16 protein-coding genes are annotated in these 16733 nt (G+C 46.6%); 7 read left to right on the top strand and 9 right to left on the bottom strand.

Features of this window, described 5'->3' with window-relative positions; translation table 11 throughout:
* Positions 1 to 85: 85 nt before the first annotated feature.
* Both K5Y32_RS21825 and K5Y32_RS21820 read right to left on the bottom strand, forming a co-directional pair.
* Positions 86 to 484 (bottom strand): H-NS family nucleoid-associated regulatory protein, encoded by a 399-nt coding sequence (locus K5Y32_RS21825; RefSeq protein WP_222185783.1) that lies wholly within the window; start codon positions 482 to 484, stop codon positions 86 to 88.
* 453 nt (positions 485 to 937) lie between these two features.
* The gene (locus K5Y32_RS21820; protein WP_222185782.1) at positions 938 to 1720 is read right to left on the bottom strand and encodes a nucleotidyltransferase domain-containing protein; all 783 of its coding nucleotides are present in this window, start codon (positions 1718 to 1720) and stop codon (positions 938 to 940) included.
* Positions 1721 to 2014: 294 nt separating this feature from the next.
* On the opposite strand from K5Y32_RS21820, the gene K5Y32_RS24935 reads away from it, so the two are divergent.
* The 4 genes from K5Y32_RS24935 (at position 2015) to K5Y32_RS21805 (ending at position 4535) form a co-directional block, all read left to right on the top strand.
* Positions 2015 to 2143, top strand: coding sequence for a hypothetical protein (locus K5Y32_RS24935; RefSeq protein ID WP_255602783.1), 129 nt, complete (start codon positions 2015 to 2017; stop codon positions 2141 to 2143).
* Positions 2144 to 2621: 478 nt separating this feature from the next.
* Complete coding sequence (locus tag K5Y32_RS21815; RefSeq protein WP_222185781.1) at positions 2622 to 2777, top strand: hypothetical protein; 156 nt, start codon at positions 2622 to 2624, stop codon at positions 2775 to 2777.
* A 19-nt stretch (positions 2778 to 2796) separates the two neighbouring features.
* Positions 2797 to 3810 (top strand): hypothetical protein, encoded by a 1014-nt coding sequence (locus K5Y32_RS21810; RefSeq protein ID WP_255602782.1) that lies wholly within the window; start codon positions 2797 to 2799, stop codon positions 3808 to 3810.
* Positions 3811 to 4157: 347 nt separating this feature from the next.
* On the top strand, positions 4158 to 4535 hold the full coding sequence (locus K5Y32_RS21805; protein WP_222185780.1) for an Ltp family lipoprotein: 378 nt from the start codon (positions 4158 to 4160) through the stop codon (positions 4533 to 4535).
* Positions 4536 to 4826: 291 nt separating this feature from the next.
* Here the strand turns inward: K5Y32_RS21805 and K5Y32_RS21800 are convergent, their stop codons facing one another.
* Positions 4827 to 5858 carry a tyrosine-type recombinase/integrase gene (locus K5Y32_RS21800; protein WP_222185779.1) on the bottom strand — a complete coding sequence of 344 codons (1032 nt, stop codon included), beginning with the start codon at positions 5856 to 5858 and terminating at the stop codon, positions 4827 to 4829.
* A gap of 964 nt (positions 5859 to 6822) precedes the next feature.
* Here K5Y32_RS21800 and K5Y32_RS21795 point away from each other — a divergent pair.
* The 3 genes from K5Y32_RS21795 to rraA all read left to right on the top strand — a co-directional run bounded on the left by K5Y32_RS21795 (position 6823) and on the right by rraA (position 10371).
* Positions 6823 to 8520 (top strand): protein kinase, encoded by a 1698-nt coding sequence (locus K5Y32_RS21795; RefSeq protein ID WP_222185778.1) that lies wholly within the window; start codon positions 6823 to 6825, stop codon positions 8518 to 8520.
* Between the two features lie 956 nt (positions 8521 to 9476).
* Positions 9477 to 9659, top strand: a complete 183-nt coding sequence (locus K5Y32_RS21790; protein WP_222185777.1) for a hypothetical protein — start codon at positions 9477 to 9479, stop codon at positions 9657 to 9659.
* 199 nt (positions 9660 to 9858) lie between these two features.
* Complete coding sequence (gene rraA, locus K5Y32_RS21785) at positions 9859 to 10371, top strand: ribonuclease E activity regulator RraA (RefSeq protein WP_222185776.1); 513 nt, start codon at positions 9859 to 9861, stop codon at positions 10369 to 10371.
* A gap of 73 nt (positions 10372 to 10444) precedes the next feature.
* Here rraA and dctA read toward each other — a convergent pair whose 3' ends face one another.
* From dctA to K5Y32_RS21755, 6 genes are all read right to left on the bottom strand, one after another.
* On the bottom strand, positions 10445 to 11797 hold the full coding sequence (dctA, locus tag K5Y32_RS21780; RefSeq protein ID WP_222185775.1) for a C4-dicarboxylate transporter DctA: 1353 nt from the start codon (positions 11795 to 11797) through the stop codon (positions 10445 to 10447).
* A gap of 70 nt (positions 11798 to 11867) precedes the next feature.
* Positions 11868 to 12809 carry a D-2-hydroxyacid dehydrogenase gene (locus K5Y32_RS21775; RefSeq protein WP_222185774.1) on the bottom strand — a complete coding sequence of 314 codons (942 nt, stop codon included), beginning with the start codon at positions 12807 to 12809 and terminating at the stop codon, positions 11868 to 11870.
* Between the two features lie 11 nt (positions 12810 to 12820).
* Positions 12821 to 13204, bottom strand: coding sequence for a VOC family protein (locus tag K5Y32_RS21770; RefSeq protein ID WP_222185773.1), 384 nt, complete (start codon positions 13202 to 13204; stop codon positions 12821 to 12823).
* Positions 13205 to 13206: 2 nt separating this feature from the next.
* Positions 13207 to 14184 carry a hydroxymethylglutaryl-CoA lyase gene (locus K5Y32_RS21765; RefSeq protein ID WP_222185772.1) on the bottom strand — a complete coding sequence of 326 codons (978 nt, stop codon included), beginning with the start codon at positions 14182 to 14184 and terminating at the stop codon, positions 13207 to 13209.
* Positions 14181 to 15368: a CaiB/BaiF CoA-transferase family protein gene (locus tag K5Y32_RS21760; protein WP_222185771.1), complete on the bottom strand. Its 1188-nt coding sequence runs from the start codon at positions 15366 to 15368 to the stop codon at positions 14181 to 14183. The genes K5Y32_RS21765 and K5Y32_RS21760 overlap by 4 nt, the downstream gene beginning before the upstream one ends.
* A 200-nt stretch (positions 15369 to 15568) precedes the next feature.
* Positions 15569 to 16483 (bottom strand): LysR family transcriptional regulator, encoded by a 915-nt coding sequence (locus tag K5Y32_RS21755; protein ID WP_222185770.1) that lies wholly within the window; start codon positions 16481 to 16483, stop codon positions 15569 to 15571.
* Positions 16484 to 16733: the final 250 nt, after the last annotated feature.

Here is a 16733-nt window from a genome sequence, read left to right as displayed (position 1 = left end):
TCTGAATACTCATGAGAAGTGGGCGAATATGCCCACTTCCTAAGTGCTTGCTGATACTGATTGGTGGTGTAGCTATTGAATTAATTTAGATCAGGAAATCTTCGAGAGATTTACCACTGTCCAGAGCGGCCTTGATCACCGCCGGCGTTCGCCCCTGACCAGTCCACTGCTTTTCCTGTCCATCTTCAATGTATTTGTATTTAGCTGGGCGAGGAGCACGCTTGGTACGTGTTTTACCTGAAGGCTGCAGTGAACCTAATAATTCATTTGGGTCGATACCATCGCTAAGAAGGAGCTCACGATACTTTGCCAGTTTTTCTTCTTTTTCACGAACGGCTGCTTCACTTGCCTGGCTTTCTTCACGACGTTCAGACACAACAACACTGAACTTCTCCAGCATTTCTTCAAGGTCTGAAAGCTGCAACTCACGGGCCTGAGCACGCAGCGTACGAATATTGTTTAATGCCTTAAGTGAATCACTCATGCGGTTCTCCAGGATTTTTTACTTAGTCGAATAGAGAGTTAATGAATCTTATAATTTAAAACTAATTATGGAAGAAGAGTATATAGTTAGTTTTTGCTGAAGAGAAGTACATCACGATAAACAAAAGATAAAACACCAGAAGTGTAATTTTTTAGACATTTCTTAGAACATAAATGTGGGTAGGTAAATGTTCCATCCATGACACTTTGAGTAAAAGATCAGCTGGTCAGCCAGATTTAAGCTCAAGTTTTTTTTCATGTAAGCTGCTTCGCGAGGTGTAAATGATAAAAATGTTTTTCATATCCTGATTCAACATGAACTGAATTAAATATGGTGTATTAAATCTCCACAACCTACATTTAAAGCACTTTGAATTGACGGGTCATTTTAGTACATGGTATAGCACGGACTGGTTTTCTTAGGATAATGGCAGTTTCACACGAGTAGTATGCGTTATAAGCCTGATCTCGACCTCGATTGAGATTCGGCATTCAACCAGTAAGAAAACGTCTGCAATCGGCGCGAGAAAACCATGATGTCCCCTCGAGGTGTATCGCTCATTGCCAGGAAATAATCCATTTCTTCTTCTAACGCGGGATAGCGGTCGCTGAATTTTTTTGCATGCTCTTCTAAAGTTTCAGGCCAATCTTTGTCGCTTTCTTGTCTAAGAATGCTTGTTGCACGTATGACCTTCCGGGACGCTGCGCGAAGTATACGTTTTACTCCTGCCTGGTCTGACGTGGTGGTTAGTTGATTGATGTAGCCATCAAGTACAGACATGAAGTCGCCATTGACTGCCAAAGCGATTGATCGAGAAGGTTTGAAGGGTTTAATGCTATTACGTAAGTCATGCCCATAAATACAGACGCAATGATGTTTCAGCCAGTATCCCCAGCTGTGCAGATTTTCAGGAATCATCACTTCATGCAGATAGCCAATATCGAAATCGACTTTACTGATAACTGGATGATTTTCTTCCAATTTGCATTGTATCGAGTTCATTGTATCAAGTTCAATTTGACTAGGTTCATGGTTCAGGATGATAGTTAAATCTAAATCGGAGACTGCTTCTTGAGCACGAGCTTTAGCAACACTCCCATAGACATAGATGCTATGAATAAGGGTCCCATTTCCTTCTATCAGATTTTGAACCACATCGTTGACGACTGTTTCAAATGCGGTTTGAAAACCATGAAATTCTGGAATTGCAATGAATCCCCGTTGGTCAACTGCCATAGTTATCCTTCATTCTGAGTTGAGTGAGGGTGAGCACCCACGCATAGCATAAATCTTTATGTGTCCAAGGCCTATAAGCGGCTTTGTAAGTTACTGTTTTTGTCCAAAACAGCTATAGGGTTGTCTCTTATAGCACGCTTAAACCTCTGATCATGGCTATCCCGCTCTCCTCATGGCTCAGTTAGAAGACAAGATTATTTTAATCCCGCCCCCTTAACTAAAGAATTTTTTTATTACGGATGGCGTAATCAAAAAATCTTTTAATAACGCACAATGCTGTTACAGGATTTTTTAATGAAGCGTAAGTTGGGACAGTTTACAGAAACCGTCAGCTATGATGAAACCGTCCGTGGAGTCCTGCCGGCGCCTTTGCCACCGGCAATGCCTGATCTTGACCCCGCCAGCTATCAGGAGCTGAACTAAAAGGCCGAAAAATCGCTGGCGAGACTCGCCGGTATGTCCGGGTTTGTCTCTTCCAGCGAATCTGGGTGGGAGGGGCGGCAGGCCGTTCGTATCAGCCCAAAAGCATCGTGCTTATTTCGGCGAAAAGCCTATTTGAAAGCGGTTTTGATGACGATGGCTAACAGCTCAAACCGCTGTCCGTTCGTATAACTGCAGATTTGCCCCGGTCGATACTTTGCTCAGCCGTGCCGGATGGCGCAGGCAGGAAGTTGATCCTGGTAGTTTCCTTCATCATCTTCTTGCCAGTACTACCGAAACTAATCAGATTTTCTAAAATCTTGGTAATTTGCAGCTCCCGGTCCTCTCAGTATGACTCGCCTGCAGTGATATTCCGGCACAGCCTGTGTTTTGCTTCTTTAATGGTCAAAAAACTGGAATCCGCAGATGAAAAGGTATAAATTTGGAGTGTCATCTACTAAAGGCAACCCGGTTACTTAAAATGTCTCCGTCTGAAATCAAAGAAGCACAACACAAGCGTTATGATGAAAAAGCGGCTGCGGTGGCCCGGGGTGAACTCGGCTACAAACCAGCTGAGAAGTCCCCTTACAGCAAATCCTGTAAACTTTCATCAAAACATGTCGTCAGCTTTGCCTGAAACCTCTTCATGATGCAAAATGAACCATCTTCTTAAAGATGGTTTTTTTATGTCTGAATCCTCTGTCATCCCGCCTTATGAACAGGCATATCTCCTCAATAAACAGTTGATCGCCAGAGCAGAAACACTTGCAGACCCCGTGATTACAATCGGAGGACAAGCTATACAGTACTGGGTCTCCTATTACAGAGAGCTCTACAGAGATGCGCTTCCTGATGCCCGCCTTGTCACCTCTGTGGACCTGGATTACTCCGCGCGGCGTCATGATGCTGCCGCAATAGCTGCAGCTCTTGGCGTGGATCCAAATATGAATGAACAGGGGCAACCGCCGTCCCTGGCGCGGTTTGCACTGGTTGATGGCGATACAGAACAAATTAAAGAAGTTGATGGCCGTTTCTTCGCAGATCCAGACGCTCCCGATCGCCCTAATACGGTCGATGTCATAGACTTTCCGTCCGGATTTAACTACGAAGATTTTTCAGGTGATAACCTGCTCCTGAATACCGAGCGTTTTATGGTTGAGCAGGATACGGCTGAAGGCGCAGAGTCTCATGAACTGGTCAGAGTGATTAACCCCATCGCCTGCATCCGCTCAAGGTTAAGTAATCTGAGAGATTTAAGGCGGAGCCCTGAAATTGAGGTGGCGCGCATTAAAGCTATGATGCTTCCTGCTGTGTACTTTATGCTGGAAAAGTTTGATGCTATCACTGATCCGGAAGACAAAACGCAATCGCATCCCGTAAGTTTTCGGGCCATGAAAGTTTACCTTGATGAATTATTCAGAATTGCGATGCAGGAATCCGTTATCCGATCACAGGTCGAACACAACATAAACTTGCACCTCATTCTGGAGCAGCTGGCTGCCGTATTTGAGGCAGAACCAGACAGTTACTTCGTGCCGGAGGCTTTCTGGACAAAAGAGTTGCCGATTAAGGCAGCAACGCTCAGGGAAACTGTGGACAGAATAAGACGGGATAAGCAGCGCCGGGCTGAAGAAAAGCGGCTTAAAGAGCTACGTACCAAAACCAGGTGATTTCTTTAACTACAAATGTGTTCATTCCTATGCTGTCAGCAGGTTAAACCGGGGAGGGTTTCGCCTGCTGATATTCAGCGCTGTCCCTTGTGAAATTCAGCGTCCATGGAGGCCGCCTGGCAACGAACATTATCCTGCGTTAAGTGTTTTGATCTTAATGAATAATCCGTCCCGTCTGGTGCAAAAACAACACAGTATCTTCAATTCAAGCCGGTATCAGACCGATGCTTAAAAACAACCCTGGCGTAGGATGTTTAACTTTTATATGCGGCCCCCTGCAAAGTAGGCTCGTGAGACAAGGGCTTAGAGGGTGTTAGAGGCGCCGTACAGGTTTTGGAGATGTTTCAATGAATATCTTGAAGATTGTACTGACTGCTGCTTTATTTGTCGCATCGCCCACATGGGCGGGAGATTTGACCGGGCCTCAAAATGATGCTGCTAGATCTGCAAAGCAGTATCTCAGTATGATGGGCTTCTCACGGGACGGACTTATTGACCAACTCTCGTCGGATGCTGGGGATGGTTATGAGATTTCTGACGCAACGGTAGCAGTGGACAGCCTGAACATTGATTGGAACCAGGAGGCGGTGAAATCTGCGAAGCAGTATCTCAATATGATGGGCTTCTCGTGCAAAGGCCTCATTAAGCAACTGTCCTCAAGTGCCGGAGACAAATACACCGTAGATCAAGCAACCTACGGGGCAAAACAGGCAGGTGGCTGCTAAGAAACGGTGTGGTTCAAACGCTGATTAATGCTATACACTAGGTGAGGTATCATAGCATTAACTTTCTGAACCACATCAGTTATTTCCTGAAAATAGGCGGACTGCAACCCTCTGAAATCAGGCATTGCAATGAATCTGTTTATATCAACAGCCATACACTCCCAATCCGGTTATGCGTATTATGGTGAATTGCACAGTAATACACATGGCGCTGATTTACCCGCTGCACAGTCAGATTGCAGTGTGGCTTAACTGCGCACTGATCATGATAAGCAGAGCAACAGAGCCCGGCTAATCATCATCCTTTTCCATCAGGCTCACCATTGCGCCGCGGTGGGCTTCCACCATACGTATGTAGCGCATGACCGTCTGAGTTTGTGACCAGGTACCTTCCTGCATAATCTGCGCGATGGATATGCCTTTTCTGGCCATATCCTGTGCTGCGCCGACGCGCGCACTGTGACCACTCCAGCTGGAATAGCGTCCCTTATTCGTTTTCGTTGGAGGCTTCATACCCGCCTGATGTCTTGCACGCCGCCAGATATCTTCCAGACACGGGGCGCTCATAGGCACGTTTGAAAAGGTGGTAATTTTGTTTGACCGGTGTATGGGGCAGAACAATACGGCATCGGGTTCGCCAGCCAGGCCAGCCGCGTTAATCCATTGCATCAGCCGCTCGGAAGAGCGAGTGCTGAGGGCCTTAACGATACCGCCCGACTGCAGGATGGTTTTGGTCCAGCCGACGTCGAGGATAATGCGCCCGTCGGCCGCACGAGAGATGTCCCGCACCCGCAGGCGGGACAGCTCACTCATACGCAGTAACGTGCCATAGGCGACATGGATGAAGGCGAGATCGCGCAGATGCTGAAGCCTGGGGGATTTATTCCATGCTGCATCAAGGCGATTCAGATCCGGCCGGCAGAAGGGTATCGCCTGACCGGTGCGTTCACCCGAGATGACGGCCGTACGGTTAATCTTTTTTCTGGCGCGCACAACTTCGGGTGAGACCGTTGGAGGGACCAGACCTGCGTTACGGTGTAACATGGCGATGAGTGCGGAATGTACCGAAATGGTTGAAGTTGCCCGCCCCATCGCCTGCAGATGGAAAAGGTAGTCCTGCAAATCCACCGGAGACATGGGGAGAAACGACCGCCTGTTTTCCTGCGACCAGCGCCAGCAGATCCGCATCACGCTCAACAGCTGCCGCCACGTGTTGGGCGAAAAGGCCTCGCGGTGACGTACGAACGCAGCCAGCTTCTCGGTAATATCGTCGTCGGCGCTGCCGCTGAGGGCCACGCCGGTAAAACCGGAGAGTTCATTCATTTTTGCTCAATTTTCACCCGTGTATCTGGCAGCAGCGCTACGTGAATTCTGGAGAAAGAGCAGGGTAGATACCCGCCAGATTTTACGTAGCGCTGCCGGAGTTTTAACCACCTGCGGTCGGTACCGCGATCGCCAGGCCAGCGTTCATGTTCGCCGTTACGTATAAATGCCCGAGAGGTCAGGATCCGGCTCGGATCCGCATGATACAGGGGTTTTAAATGATTGTCTGGCCTTATATAAGTATAATTATATAAGGTTAGAGATTTGATAAGCGTCCGGTCGATAGGTGATGCGAAAGTCTATGGACTCTTAAAACTCCCATTAAAAGAAGCTAGTAATAGGGGTTCTCGTTGAACATAAATAGTTTTGCGCAATGAAATCCTTAATCTTAAGGCATCGGTTATATAACAGCTTAGTGATCGCCGTGGTATTGCTTAGGTAAAAAAGAAGTGGGCCGTCGCTGCGTGAAATCTGCGTCAGTTCGCGGGGTAACGGTACCCAAACTTTTAATCTCCATTGTCTGGCGGTGTGGAACGTATTTTCTCCTGTCTGTCCAGCGAAAACCACGGGAATAAATCGATCCTCTGCGGATCCGTTCCGGATCGGTTTTCCGGCTTTTCTCCCGTATACGGAGAATAACCTGGGCGGCGCGGATTAAACCGCGCGGCGATCGCGCGCGGACCGGTCGCCGTTTCGGGCGTAACCCGCTGACGGGAATAGGAAAGCACCGTTAAAGGCTGGGCTGGGGGCGTACCAGGCACTCTTGGTTAAATGCCTGGTTGCAAGAGGAGTTAGTACAACAGGCAATCACTGATATAAGATCTCGCTCAGTCATAGCGAACAGCTACAGACTTTTTCAAGGGAAATATGAACGTCTAAATTATGTTTATATGTCACCAATATCGATTCCGCTACATCATGGTACAATTACGATGACTAAGAGAAACGCCATTAAGGAGAATGCATGAACTGGGCAGATAACAAAGACTATAAGGCATGCTGGATTAAAGAGGGGATGAGTGTTGGTGCTGGGGGACAGGGAGATGGTTTTAAAGTAAAAAATAAGAATAGCGGTGAATCAGCATTTCTTAAGGTCATCAAATCCAGTAAAGATAAAGAGCGCCGTGCAAGATTCTTTCTTGAAGCTTCAGCCTTTCATGCTATTAAATCAGAAGGTGTGCCGAGATTAATTGAAAGCAACGCTCATCAGCACGAAGATTTATCATTCACACCTTATATTGTTACAGAATTCATTACTGGAAAAACATTATCTAAATGGCGTGATATTCAGTCCTGTGTGGAACCTGATGTGGCTGTGGCTTCAACGATGAAATTGGCTGAAATAGTCATGAAGTGTCACTCCGTAAGGGTCATTCACAGAGACATCAAACCAGATAATATTATTCTTCTGGATGACAGACCCGAATGTCCTCATTTGATAGACTTTGGGCTTAATTATCATGATAATACTGACAGGGGTCTAATGACCTCAGTCGGGCAAGAGGTAGGAAACCGCTTTTTGAGATTGCCAGAACTATCCGCTGGCAGCCTCGATAAGCAGGACCCACGTTCTGATCTTGCTTTTACGGCAGGCATCCTTTTTTATCTGATAACCGGAAGCCATCCGGACGTATTATTAGATGGCCGTAACCGCATGCCTCACCAGCGTGAAGAGCTGACCGATCAGTTCAGGAAGATGAATGCTAGCCATAAAAAGAATATGATGGCATTTTTTGACAATTGCTTTGCCTATCAGCCTGAAAAAAGATACCCGAATATGGAATTCTTTATCAATAAGCTGGACCAAATTTTACTACCTGAAAAAGTCTCCACGTCGGTTAAAGATGATTTCAATAAAATCCAGTCATTGTTAACTCTACCTGCCGAAAAACAGAAGGCTGAATCGTTAAAAGCGATGAAAGAAGCCTCAAATCAGGTAGCCCTGGTTTTTAATAAAATTTGCTCCAGCCTTAATGGAAATATTGTTGCTCAGCAAATCAACTATGAAGAAAGCTCAGAACGCTGCCTGACAAGCTACGCATGGACCAAAACCGCCACAGATGAGGCCTACGTGCTGACAACCGTTAAAACAGTAGTTAACGGGAGCCAGGTCATTATAAGTTTTGGAGCCAAGGAAATCCACCGGACGTCTGTCACCCCCCTCATCTGGAACAGCAGTTTAAAAAGTGATATCGAAACCGATATTATGCCTCGTCTTCTGGCAGCATTGAATGACCCCCAACTTCATATTCCGGAACAGGAATATTTTAAGGAAAATCAGCCGTATCTAAAACTGGCTGATGCAAGACCTGAGGCAGAAAAAAAAGGTAAATGGATAATTGCTTTTGTCTATGACGATAAGATTGGTGACCGCAAGAATTTTAACTGGGCACTAAGATACTTTCTGTGGCATCAGGAAACTCGCGCCTTGATTAATGATAACTTCATAACTGCTCTCGTACCTCTTTCGGACATTTCAATTTATTCGCATAAAATGTCAGGAAGTGGAATGTTAAATGGAAGATGCGTTTTATTGAATGCGCAGCTGGATATTGAATCTCATGATGGCATGAACGGGAATCCGGAAGACAGTGAACTCATCATCCGTAATTTCATCAGTCTTCATAAAATAAGGACGAGACCTGAAAATTCAGCTAAATAGCCGTTCGGAACAGCAGGCCACGTTGAGATAACTCCGTCAGGATTGTGCACTCTGATCAAAAGCCAACAATTAAAGATCACTAATCGAAATAAGCGATGTTAAAGATATCACCAATTACCTTAAACCAACCGGGATGAAAAAGTCAAATCACAGAGCTGTCTGGCATGCGCGTCACGTCAGCAATGTGTGGTCATTATCTTGCCGAGGGCAGATAAAGATCAAATAGAGCTTTCTACCATATTCTTTAATGTATAGGATAATAAATAGAGAAGTTAAATGAGCAAAGGAAAATATATATGGCGAAGTTGTGTTGGAGACCCGTATATCAGTAATGAAATCAGAAAAATGGCAGTACTGAAGACCGGTGCATCAACTGCTAAAATAGAAAAAACTGTGCTGCTCAGTGAGCTGGTAGCACCGATGCACAGGATGAGACTTCATTGATATTTTGATGAACATACATAACGCCTTTAGCGAACAGATAGATAAAATAGATGGATGAGACCGAACAGTTAAAAAATTGCAAGCATTTAGCATAAGCACACATATACAGGCTGACAACAGAGTCTATCCGCTTTGCCGAATATTAATATGATCCGCTATGGCATGAAACAAACCATTACTGTTAAATTAAACTCATGTAGCTTCGTTAAAGTGACAAACCGATACATAATCTCTACAGGAAGATGTCTAGTGGGACAAATGATGTACTATGCACTTTATGCTGGACGCCAGGTGACCATATAAAAAAGATAGGGCGCGCTGAGACGCTTAGCAGCCTCTGATGTATCGGGAACTTTGCGCATTTTATATAGCCATGATTGTTGGGCGCTTCTATTCATTAATAAAATGGACTTTCATTTCTAGCGCCTGTGATGGTAAACCGCACAGGTGAAATAATTACTCCAATTAAGGAATGGGATTATTTAATAAGTAATTAATGAGGATAGAAATCCATGGATATCCTTCATAAATTATTTGAAGATAACTGTGCTGTCGACTCCGATGTAAGCAATATAATAATTGTTATTGTTTGTACTAATTATGCCTTATCGAAGGCTGAAATGAGAAAAGTTGCACAAATATCTCAGGGTGAATTGGCCTGCATGACTTATCCGAAACTTGCAACCGGTTATTGAAGTACATTATTTGTCTAAGAATGTGATAAATATATCATCATCTGACAATGTTATTGGTGTGCTAACGCAGATAGCTTTTTGCAAAAGCTGTTCTATATGCTGTGAAATACAAAAAATCAAACACAATCTGTTTATTATAATGATATTTACACATTATAATAAACAGAACAATCGTGACTTTTAAATAAGGAAAACGCTTATGGTCAAGTTTACCAGTACACCCGATCTTGTAGATCATTTTTTCCATCATGCTTTTATTGCTGATGCCGGATTACACAGCTTTGGTGGTAAAGAAAAGTTTTTTGGGGAGATACAGACAGTTTTCTGTTTTGAAGACAGTACTCAAATAGCAGAAAATCTTGACTCAACGGGGCAGGGAAAGGTCTTGGTGGTCGATGGTGGGGGGTCACTCAGGATGGCATTAACGGGGGATGAAGTGTTGGGGAGAGGAGTTTCAAATGGATGGGAAGGAGTAATTTTAAATGGCTGCGTTCGTGACCTGCCAAACGTGAGAAAGCTCTGCGTGGGGGTTAAAGCCCTCGCAGCGCATCCAGGAAAACGTATTCGTCGCGGGGAGGGAGTCTCTGGTATACCTGTTAACTTTAAAAATGTTACTTTTACACCCGGCGATTATGTTTTTTGTGACGAAACGGGTATTGTAGTTTTGCCCCGTGACATTGCCCTGAATTCAATATCTGAGTTGCAGATTTAGATTAAAATTGATGGGATTGACTGGCGACGTTTCTGATAAAAAAGAGGTAACAACTGTTACCTCAATATGATATTCAGCTTTTTGCGGATGAATCTTTACTCACCACTCGCGCTATAACATAATTATCATTCGTTTTTTTCTTAGTGACTTTCATACCCAACTCTTCGTGCAATTTCGTCACATCTAATGACCCATTCCAGCGTGAAATAACCAAAGTAGCTACACCATTACCGATCACATTTATAAGGGCTCCACCTTCAGAAATAAACCGGTAAACACCAAGAACAAGCACCAAGCCAGCTGCAGGCACGCTGTTCATAGAACCCAGCGTTGCCGCAAGCGTGATGAAAGCACCCCCACTGACGCTCGCTGCTCCTTTGGACGTGAGTAACAGAATAACTAACAGTGAAATCTGATGCTGCACGGACAGGTTAATGTCCAGAGCCTGCGCGATGAAAACTACCAGCACGGTCATATTGATGCAACTTCCGTCCAGATTAAAGCAATATCCGGAGGGTACTACCAGGCCAACTACCGGCTTATCACAACCAAGTTTTTCAAGCTTTGTCATCAGGCGTGGTAAAGCGGATTCTGAGGATGAGGTTCCCAGAACTAATGCCAGCTCTTCACGTATGTAGCACAAAAAGCGCCACAGACTGAATCCGCATAGTTTTGCCACCACATTGAGGATGACAAAAACAAAAATGAAACCGGTAGTGTAATAACATACAAGCAGTGCACCATATGAGGACAGGGAAGATACACCATATTTCCCGATCGTGAAGGACATCGCTCCCATCGCGCCTAATGGTGCAACGTACATCACTATTTTCAACATACGGAAGAAAGTTTTGGCAATCAGATCAATTGTATTAAGCAGAGGTTTCCCAATATCCCCCAGAAGCTGAAGGCCGAAGGCAAAAAGAACTGAGATAAACAGTACCTGAAGGATATTCCCTTCTGCAAATGCACCAAATACGGTGTCAGGTATGATGTGTGTCAAAAAACCTGTCACTGATTGTTCGTGTGCCGCTTTGGTATAGGTTGCAATAGCTCCGCCATCAAGCGATGCAGGATCTATATGCATCCCTTTTCCGGGGCTCATCAGGTTTACACCAATTAGACCGATGATCAGTGCAAGGGTTGTCAGAATCTCAAAATAAACGAGTGACTTCCAGCCTACCTGGCCTACGCTTTTGAGGCTTTTCATGCTGGCGATACCACTGACAATGGTACAAAAAATAATAGGCGCTATCAGTAAACGAATGAGTTTAATAAATGTATCGCCAAGCGGTTTTAAATCCACTCCCACTGATGGATAAAAGTGCCCTATACCTATACCAATGATGATGGCAATAATGACCTGTACATATAGATGTTTATACCATCTTTTGTTGTTTTTCGAGGTGGCGATGTTCTGAGACATAATATTTCCTCGGGTGAGATACTAGATTTGTAGGGACAGTTAAAGGCGCGTCATTGCACGCCATTTTTATTCAGGCAACGCGATTTTTTATTACGCCAGCGAAAAAACCAGCAAGGTTGTAATTAATTCCTTTGATAAGATTTTGCACACCTGTCTGACTCGCCCAGGCAATATGAGGCGTGATTAACAGGTTTTTATGCCGAACATGAAGAAGCATATTTTCCGGAGAAGGCGGTTCTTTAGTCAGTACATCCAGCGCTGCGCCCGCTATTTCTCCTCTGCTGAGGGCGTCAGCCAGGTCGTCCTCATTGATTAATCCCCCTCTGGCCGTATTTATCAGCAAAGCACTGTGCTTCATTCGTGCCAGCACGTCCTGATTAATGATCTGATGAGTTTCCGGGGTCAGGGGGCAATGCAAGGTCAGGATATCGCTCTGCGATATCACGTCTTCAAAGAGCGTGTACCCCTCCCGTACACTGCTTTGTCCGGGCCGTTCAGCAAACAGCACATTCATGCCAAGCGCTCTGGCCATACGGGCAACGGCACACCCAATATCTCCGCGTCCGATAATGCCCAGCGTTGCCTCCTGAATGTCACCGATAGGCGATTTATGCAGGCAGAAATGCGAGGACAGCGACCACTCAGTATGTGACGAGCAGCTGTACTCAAGAAGGTGGCGCCTCAGGGCAAAAACAGAAGCAATCACGCTCTCAGAGACGCTGCGGGTCGAATAACCCGGCACGTTACTGACCGCTATCCCGCGCGCCCGGCAAAACTCCGTGTCAATACAGTCATAGCCTGTAGCCGCAACGCAGATAAAGCGCAGGGAGGGCAATTTTTCCAGGGAGGCTTTACGTAACGGGACTTTATTGGTGATAACAATTTCTGCGTTATCCAGAACGGACACGATATCCTCTTCGCGCGTGCTTTCCCGATAAATCCAGTTATCGCAGCTCTGAGGTTTTTTTAACGGAACGGGCAACGTCCCCGCATCCAGCGTCACAATTTTCATATCGCCCCCGGTTACTGGTCCTGATAGCGTGAGATCTCAATGAGATTGAGGTCGGGATCCCGAAGATAAAACGACGTAATGGGACCGCACGCCCCGGTGCGGGTTACCGGTCCCTCGACAAGCGTCACGTCAGAGTGCTTCAGATGCGCCTGTATTTTTTCAACCGGATAAGCACTTATCAGGCAGATATCAAGTGAACCCGGCACGGGGAGATGCGCTTTGGGATCTATTTCTTTGCCGTATTCATGGACATTGATTTTTTGCTGGCCGAAGGTAAACGCTATTCTGTTGTCACCAAACTGGATAAGTTTCATGCCCAGCACGCGAGTATAAAAATCTGTGCAGGCTTTGATATTCCGGGTGGTAATGACAATGTGATCAATATGGTTAATCATGTTTAGCTCTCTGTTTTTCTGAAGCAATCAAAATTTTGTTCAAGCGATGCCGGTATCTGATGTAACTCAGAGCGCTGGCCGGCTTTTACAACTGCGCCATGCACCTTGTGCCCAATGAGTGGCTCAAGGTCACGCGATATATCGAGAAGAGCAGGCAGATCCACATTGGTCTGATAGCCCATCAATTCAAGCATATGCACCATATCTTCCGAACAGACGTTGCCGCTGGCGCCCGGTGCGTAGGGGCATCCGCCGAGGCCCCCTGCTGCTGAATCAAAGCGATCAATGCCTTCAGAGAGCGCTGCAACGGTGTTTGCCAGCGCGAGTCCGCGGGTATCATGAAAGTGCAGGGTGATCTCTAAGTGCGGGAAATGCTGTTTCAACATCCGGCTCAGCTTGGATACCTGGACTGGAAACGCCATTCCTGTGGTATCACATAACGTCACGCCGCGAACGCCCAGATTAGCGAAGCGATCAACAAAATTCACGACCGTATTCTGCGGTACGTCGCCCTCGAACGGGCAACCAAAAGCTGCTGACAGAGAAACGTTAATTGCAACGGGCGTGTTATTCAGCTCGTGGATCACCTGGGTCAGTTGCGAAAAAGACGCCTCCCGGCTCATGCGCAGATTCGTGTTGTTATGGCTTTCGCTCGCGGACATGACCAGATTGGCTTCATCAATCCGGCAGGCCATGGCCCGTTCCGCGCCGCGCAGGTTGGGCACCAGTACGCTGTATTCGACGCCTTTTTCTCGCCGGATCCCGTGCATCACGGCTTCAGCATCTTTCAGCGCCGGTATGGCTTTCGGAGAGGTGAATGACGTTACCTCTACCTTAGCGAAACCGCACGCACTCAGGCGGTCGATCAACGCAATTTTGTCCTGTGTTTCTACAAAGACGGCCTCATTCTGTAACCCGTCCCGCGGGCAAACTTCCTGCATATAAATGCGTCCGGCCGGGAGTTGTTGCTGGAGAGTCATACCACCCCCTTTTCTTTCAATATCTGGCGTTGTTTCGCATCAATGCCCAGTTCAGACAATACCTCTTCCGTGTGCTGGCCCAGCACTGGCGCTGCATGCCTGACGCTTCCTGGAGTGGACAGCAGTTTAGGAACGATGCCCGGCAGGATAACCGGCGTGCCGTCAGGCAACTGCGCTGGTAACAGCATGTCGCGCGCTTTATAGTGAGGATCGTTGGCAATGTCCGCTGCGTCGTAGATTTTTCCGGCCGGAATACCGGCCTCATTTAATGAGGCCAGCACTTCAGGAAGGCCACGCTGACTGGTCCATTTTCCAATCGCTTCATCCAGCATTTCGACCTGCTTCACGCGCCCGTCATTGTGTGCCAGCGCCGGATCGGCGGCCAGGTCCGGGCGTTCAATAATCTGCATCAGACGCTGAAAAATAGAATCGCCATTTCCAGCCACAAGCGCATACTTGCCGTCTTTACAGCGGTAAGCATTGGTTGGCGCAATGCCGGGCAGGCTGCTGCCCGCAGGCTGACGGATATGATCGAATACAGCGTATTCAGGTATCAGGCTTTCCATCATGTTGAAGACGGATTCATACAGCGCCACGTCTACCTGCTGCCCGTGGCCGGTCGTTTCCCGGCTCCGAAGTGCGAGTAAAACGCCGATGACGCCGTGCAGGGCGGAAAGAGAGTCTCCGATGGACACGCCGACGCGCACCGGCGTTCTGCCGGGTTCACCCGAAAGATGACGTAAACCTCCCATCGCTTCACCAATCACGCCGAAGCCTGGCCGATCCCGATAAGGGCCAGTCTGCCCGTAACCGGAAACACTTAAGACGATAAGTCCGGGGTTGTTCGCATGCAGGGTTTCCCAGCAGAGTCCCCATTTCTCCAGGGTTCCGGGACGGAAGTTCTCAATCAGTACATCAGCAGTACTGAGCAGTGACATGGCAATCTGCTGACCTTCTGTCTGCCGCAAATCCAGCGTGACAGAGCGTTTATTGCGCGACTGTGCTGCCCACCAGACAGATGTTCCGTCATGCAGCATGCGCCACTTACGTAAAGGATCGCCTTTGCCTGGCGGCTCTATCTTTATGACATCAGCGCCAAATTCTGCCAGCATCCGTCCAGCCATCGGCCCGGCAATAAGTTGGCCCATTTCAATAACGCGCAGCCCTTCGAGTGGTAAAGCCATGCTTCCTCCGTTCACTATTTCGTAACATAAGAAAGCATTGCTCTGCATAAGGAATAAGAGAATTCACATTTTTTCAAAAGTACTTTCCATTATGGAAAGTGGGAAGGAAGGCTAGGTTGATTGATGATTTTAATTAGTTGATTTTGAATAATTTTAATTAACTACTTCATCTTGTGCTTGTAAAAATGGCAAGTTAATTGCTATTCAGGGGATGATGAATCTGAGACACTCATCAAATACTCCATGAGCTTGATGGCTTCGGGAGGAAGGCTTTTTTTAGCATTAATACCAAGACGCAACGTCCTCAGCGCCCAGTCGTCTTTCAGCGTAATGGCTTTCAGAGATGAACCAAGAAGGGCCGGCGTAATGGCTTTCAGAGGTAAAATACCTATACCCAGGCCTGCCTGGATCATGCGGCACACGGCATCAAAACTGGTTACCTGAATGTTGACCTTCAGTACGCGGCCTGCGCTTACGGCCGTATCGGTTATTCGCCGGAGCAGCGAACTCCCCTGGTTCAGGGCTACATAATCCCAGGCGAGGGTTTCTTCGAACCATATGGCTTCATGCGCTGCCAGAGGATGGGCTGCAGGCACAAGCAGTACAAGTCTGTCCTGCCGCCATGGGAATGTTCTTAACACTGTCGCGTCAACGTTATCTGCAAAAATACCTATATCAACGCGGCCAGACTCGACTGAGTCAATAACGGCATCGCTGAGCGCCTCTTCAAGGTAAATCCTGATGCCCGGGTTTAGTTCGAAAAAAGTGGCAAGATCTTCAGGCAGGAACTGGATTACTGCTGAAACATTGGCAGCAATCCGGACATGGCCAACAGCACCACGGGCATAGTCGTTCAGTTCACTTGCCATTGAGTTAACACTGTCAAGAATTGAGCGTGCATGCCTGAGAAGACCTAGCCCTGCTGTAGTGAGCTCAAGACCCCTAGGTTGTCTGGTAAAAAGCTGACAGTTAAGATTCCGCTCAAGCTCACTGATACGTTTGCTGACTGCAGAGAGTGTAATGCTCGATAACTCAGCCGTTCTGGTAAGGCTTTTGCAATCAGCGGCAGTAACAAACAGGCGCAAAGTATTGAGGTCGAAATGACTAATATTCACAAGGATGTCCACTAATTCAAATATGAATGAACAGCATATATTTTACACGGGAAGTATGAAAATAAGTGTCATCAACAATGTTGTTGAAGTTAACCAGTGATCTTACTGGCCAAGTCAAAAGCTTACACATCGTAATAATTCACCTCTGGATGTTCTTCTGCCAAGCGATATCATACTGATATTACTTTCTTGCTTTAAAGTGTATCCTTACATAATCAATAAGGATTGCAAGTATATGCTTATGAGAGAT

Source organism: Pantoea sp. DY-15 (assembly GCF_019795935.1).
GTDB classification, from domain to species: Bacteria; Pseudomonadota; Gammaproteobacteria; order Enterobacterales; family Enterobacteriaceae; genus Pantoea; species Pantoea leporis.
The sequence above is the reverse complement of the archived record's forward strand: the minus strand, read 5'-3'. Positions and strand labels throughout refer to the sequence as shown.

Excerpts from the sequence above, each read along its gene's own strand:
- K5Y32_RS21760 (WP_222185771.1), bottom strand. The coding sequence starts at position 15,368 with ATGGCTTTACCACTCGAAGGGCTGCGCGTTATTGAAATGGGCCAACTT.
- K5Y32_RS21790 (WP_222185777.1), top strand. The coding sequence starts at position 9,477 with ATGGATATCCTTCATAAATTATTTGAAGATAACTGTGCTGTCGACTCC.
- dctA (WP_222185775.1), bottom strand. The coding sequence starts at position 11,797 with ATGTCTCAGAACATCGCCACCTCGAAAAACAACAAAAGATGGTATAAA.
- K5Y32_RS21805 (WP_222185780.1), top strand. The coding sequence starts at position 4,158 with ATGAATATCTTGAAGATTGTACTGACTGCTGCTTTATTTGTCGCATCG.
- K5Y32_RS24935 (WP_255602783.1), top strand. The coding sequence starts at position 2,015 with ATGAAGCGTAAGTTGGGACAGTTTACAGAAACCGTCAGCTATGATGAA.
- K5Y32_RS21765 (WP_222185772.1), bottom strand. The coding sequence starts at position 14,184 with ATGACTCTCCAGCAACAACTCCCGGCCGGACGCATTTATATGCAGGAA.
- K5Y32_RS21815 (WP_222185781.1), top strand. The coding sequence starts at position 2,622 with ATGTCTCCGTCTGAAATCAAAGAAGCACAACACAAGCGTTATGATGAA.
- K5Y32_RS21810 (WP_255602782.1), top strand. The coding sequence starts at position 2,797 with ATGAACCATCTTCTTAAAGATGGTTTTTTTATGTCTGAATCCTCTGTC.
- K5Y32_RS21820 (WP_222185782.1), bottom strand. The coding sequence starts at position 1,720 with ATGGCAGTTGACCAACGGGGATTCATTGCAATTCCAGAATTTCATGGT.
- K5Y32_RS21775 (WP_222185774.1), bottom strand. The coding sequence starts at position 12,809 with ATGAAAATTGTGACGCTGGATGCGGGGACGTTGCCCGTTCCGTTAAAA.
- K5Y32_RS21825 (WP_222185783.1), bottom strand. The coding sequence starts at position 484 with ATGAGTGATTCACTTAAGGCATTAAACAATATTCGTACGCTGCGTGCT.
- rraA (WP_222185776.1), top strand. The coding sequence starts at position 9,859 with ATGGTCAAGTTTACCAGTACACCCGATCTTGTAGATCATTTTTTCCAT.
- K5Y32_RS21795 (WP_222185778.1), top strand. The coding sequence starts at position 6,823 with ATGAACTGGGCAGATAACAAAGACTATAAGGCATGCTGGATTAAAGAG.
- K5Y32_RS21800 (WP_222185779.1), bottom strand. The coding sequence starts at position 5,858 with ATGAATGAACTCTCCGGTTTTACCGGCGTGGCCCTCAGCGGCAGCGCC.
- K5Y32_RS21770 (WP_222185773.1), bottom strand. The coding sequence starts at position 13,204 with ATGATTAACCATATTGATCACATTGTCATTACCACCCGGAATATCAAA.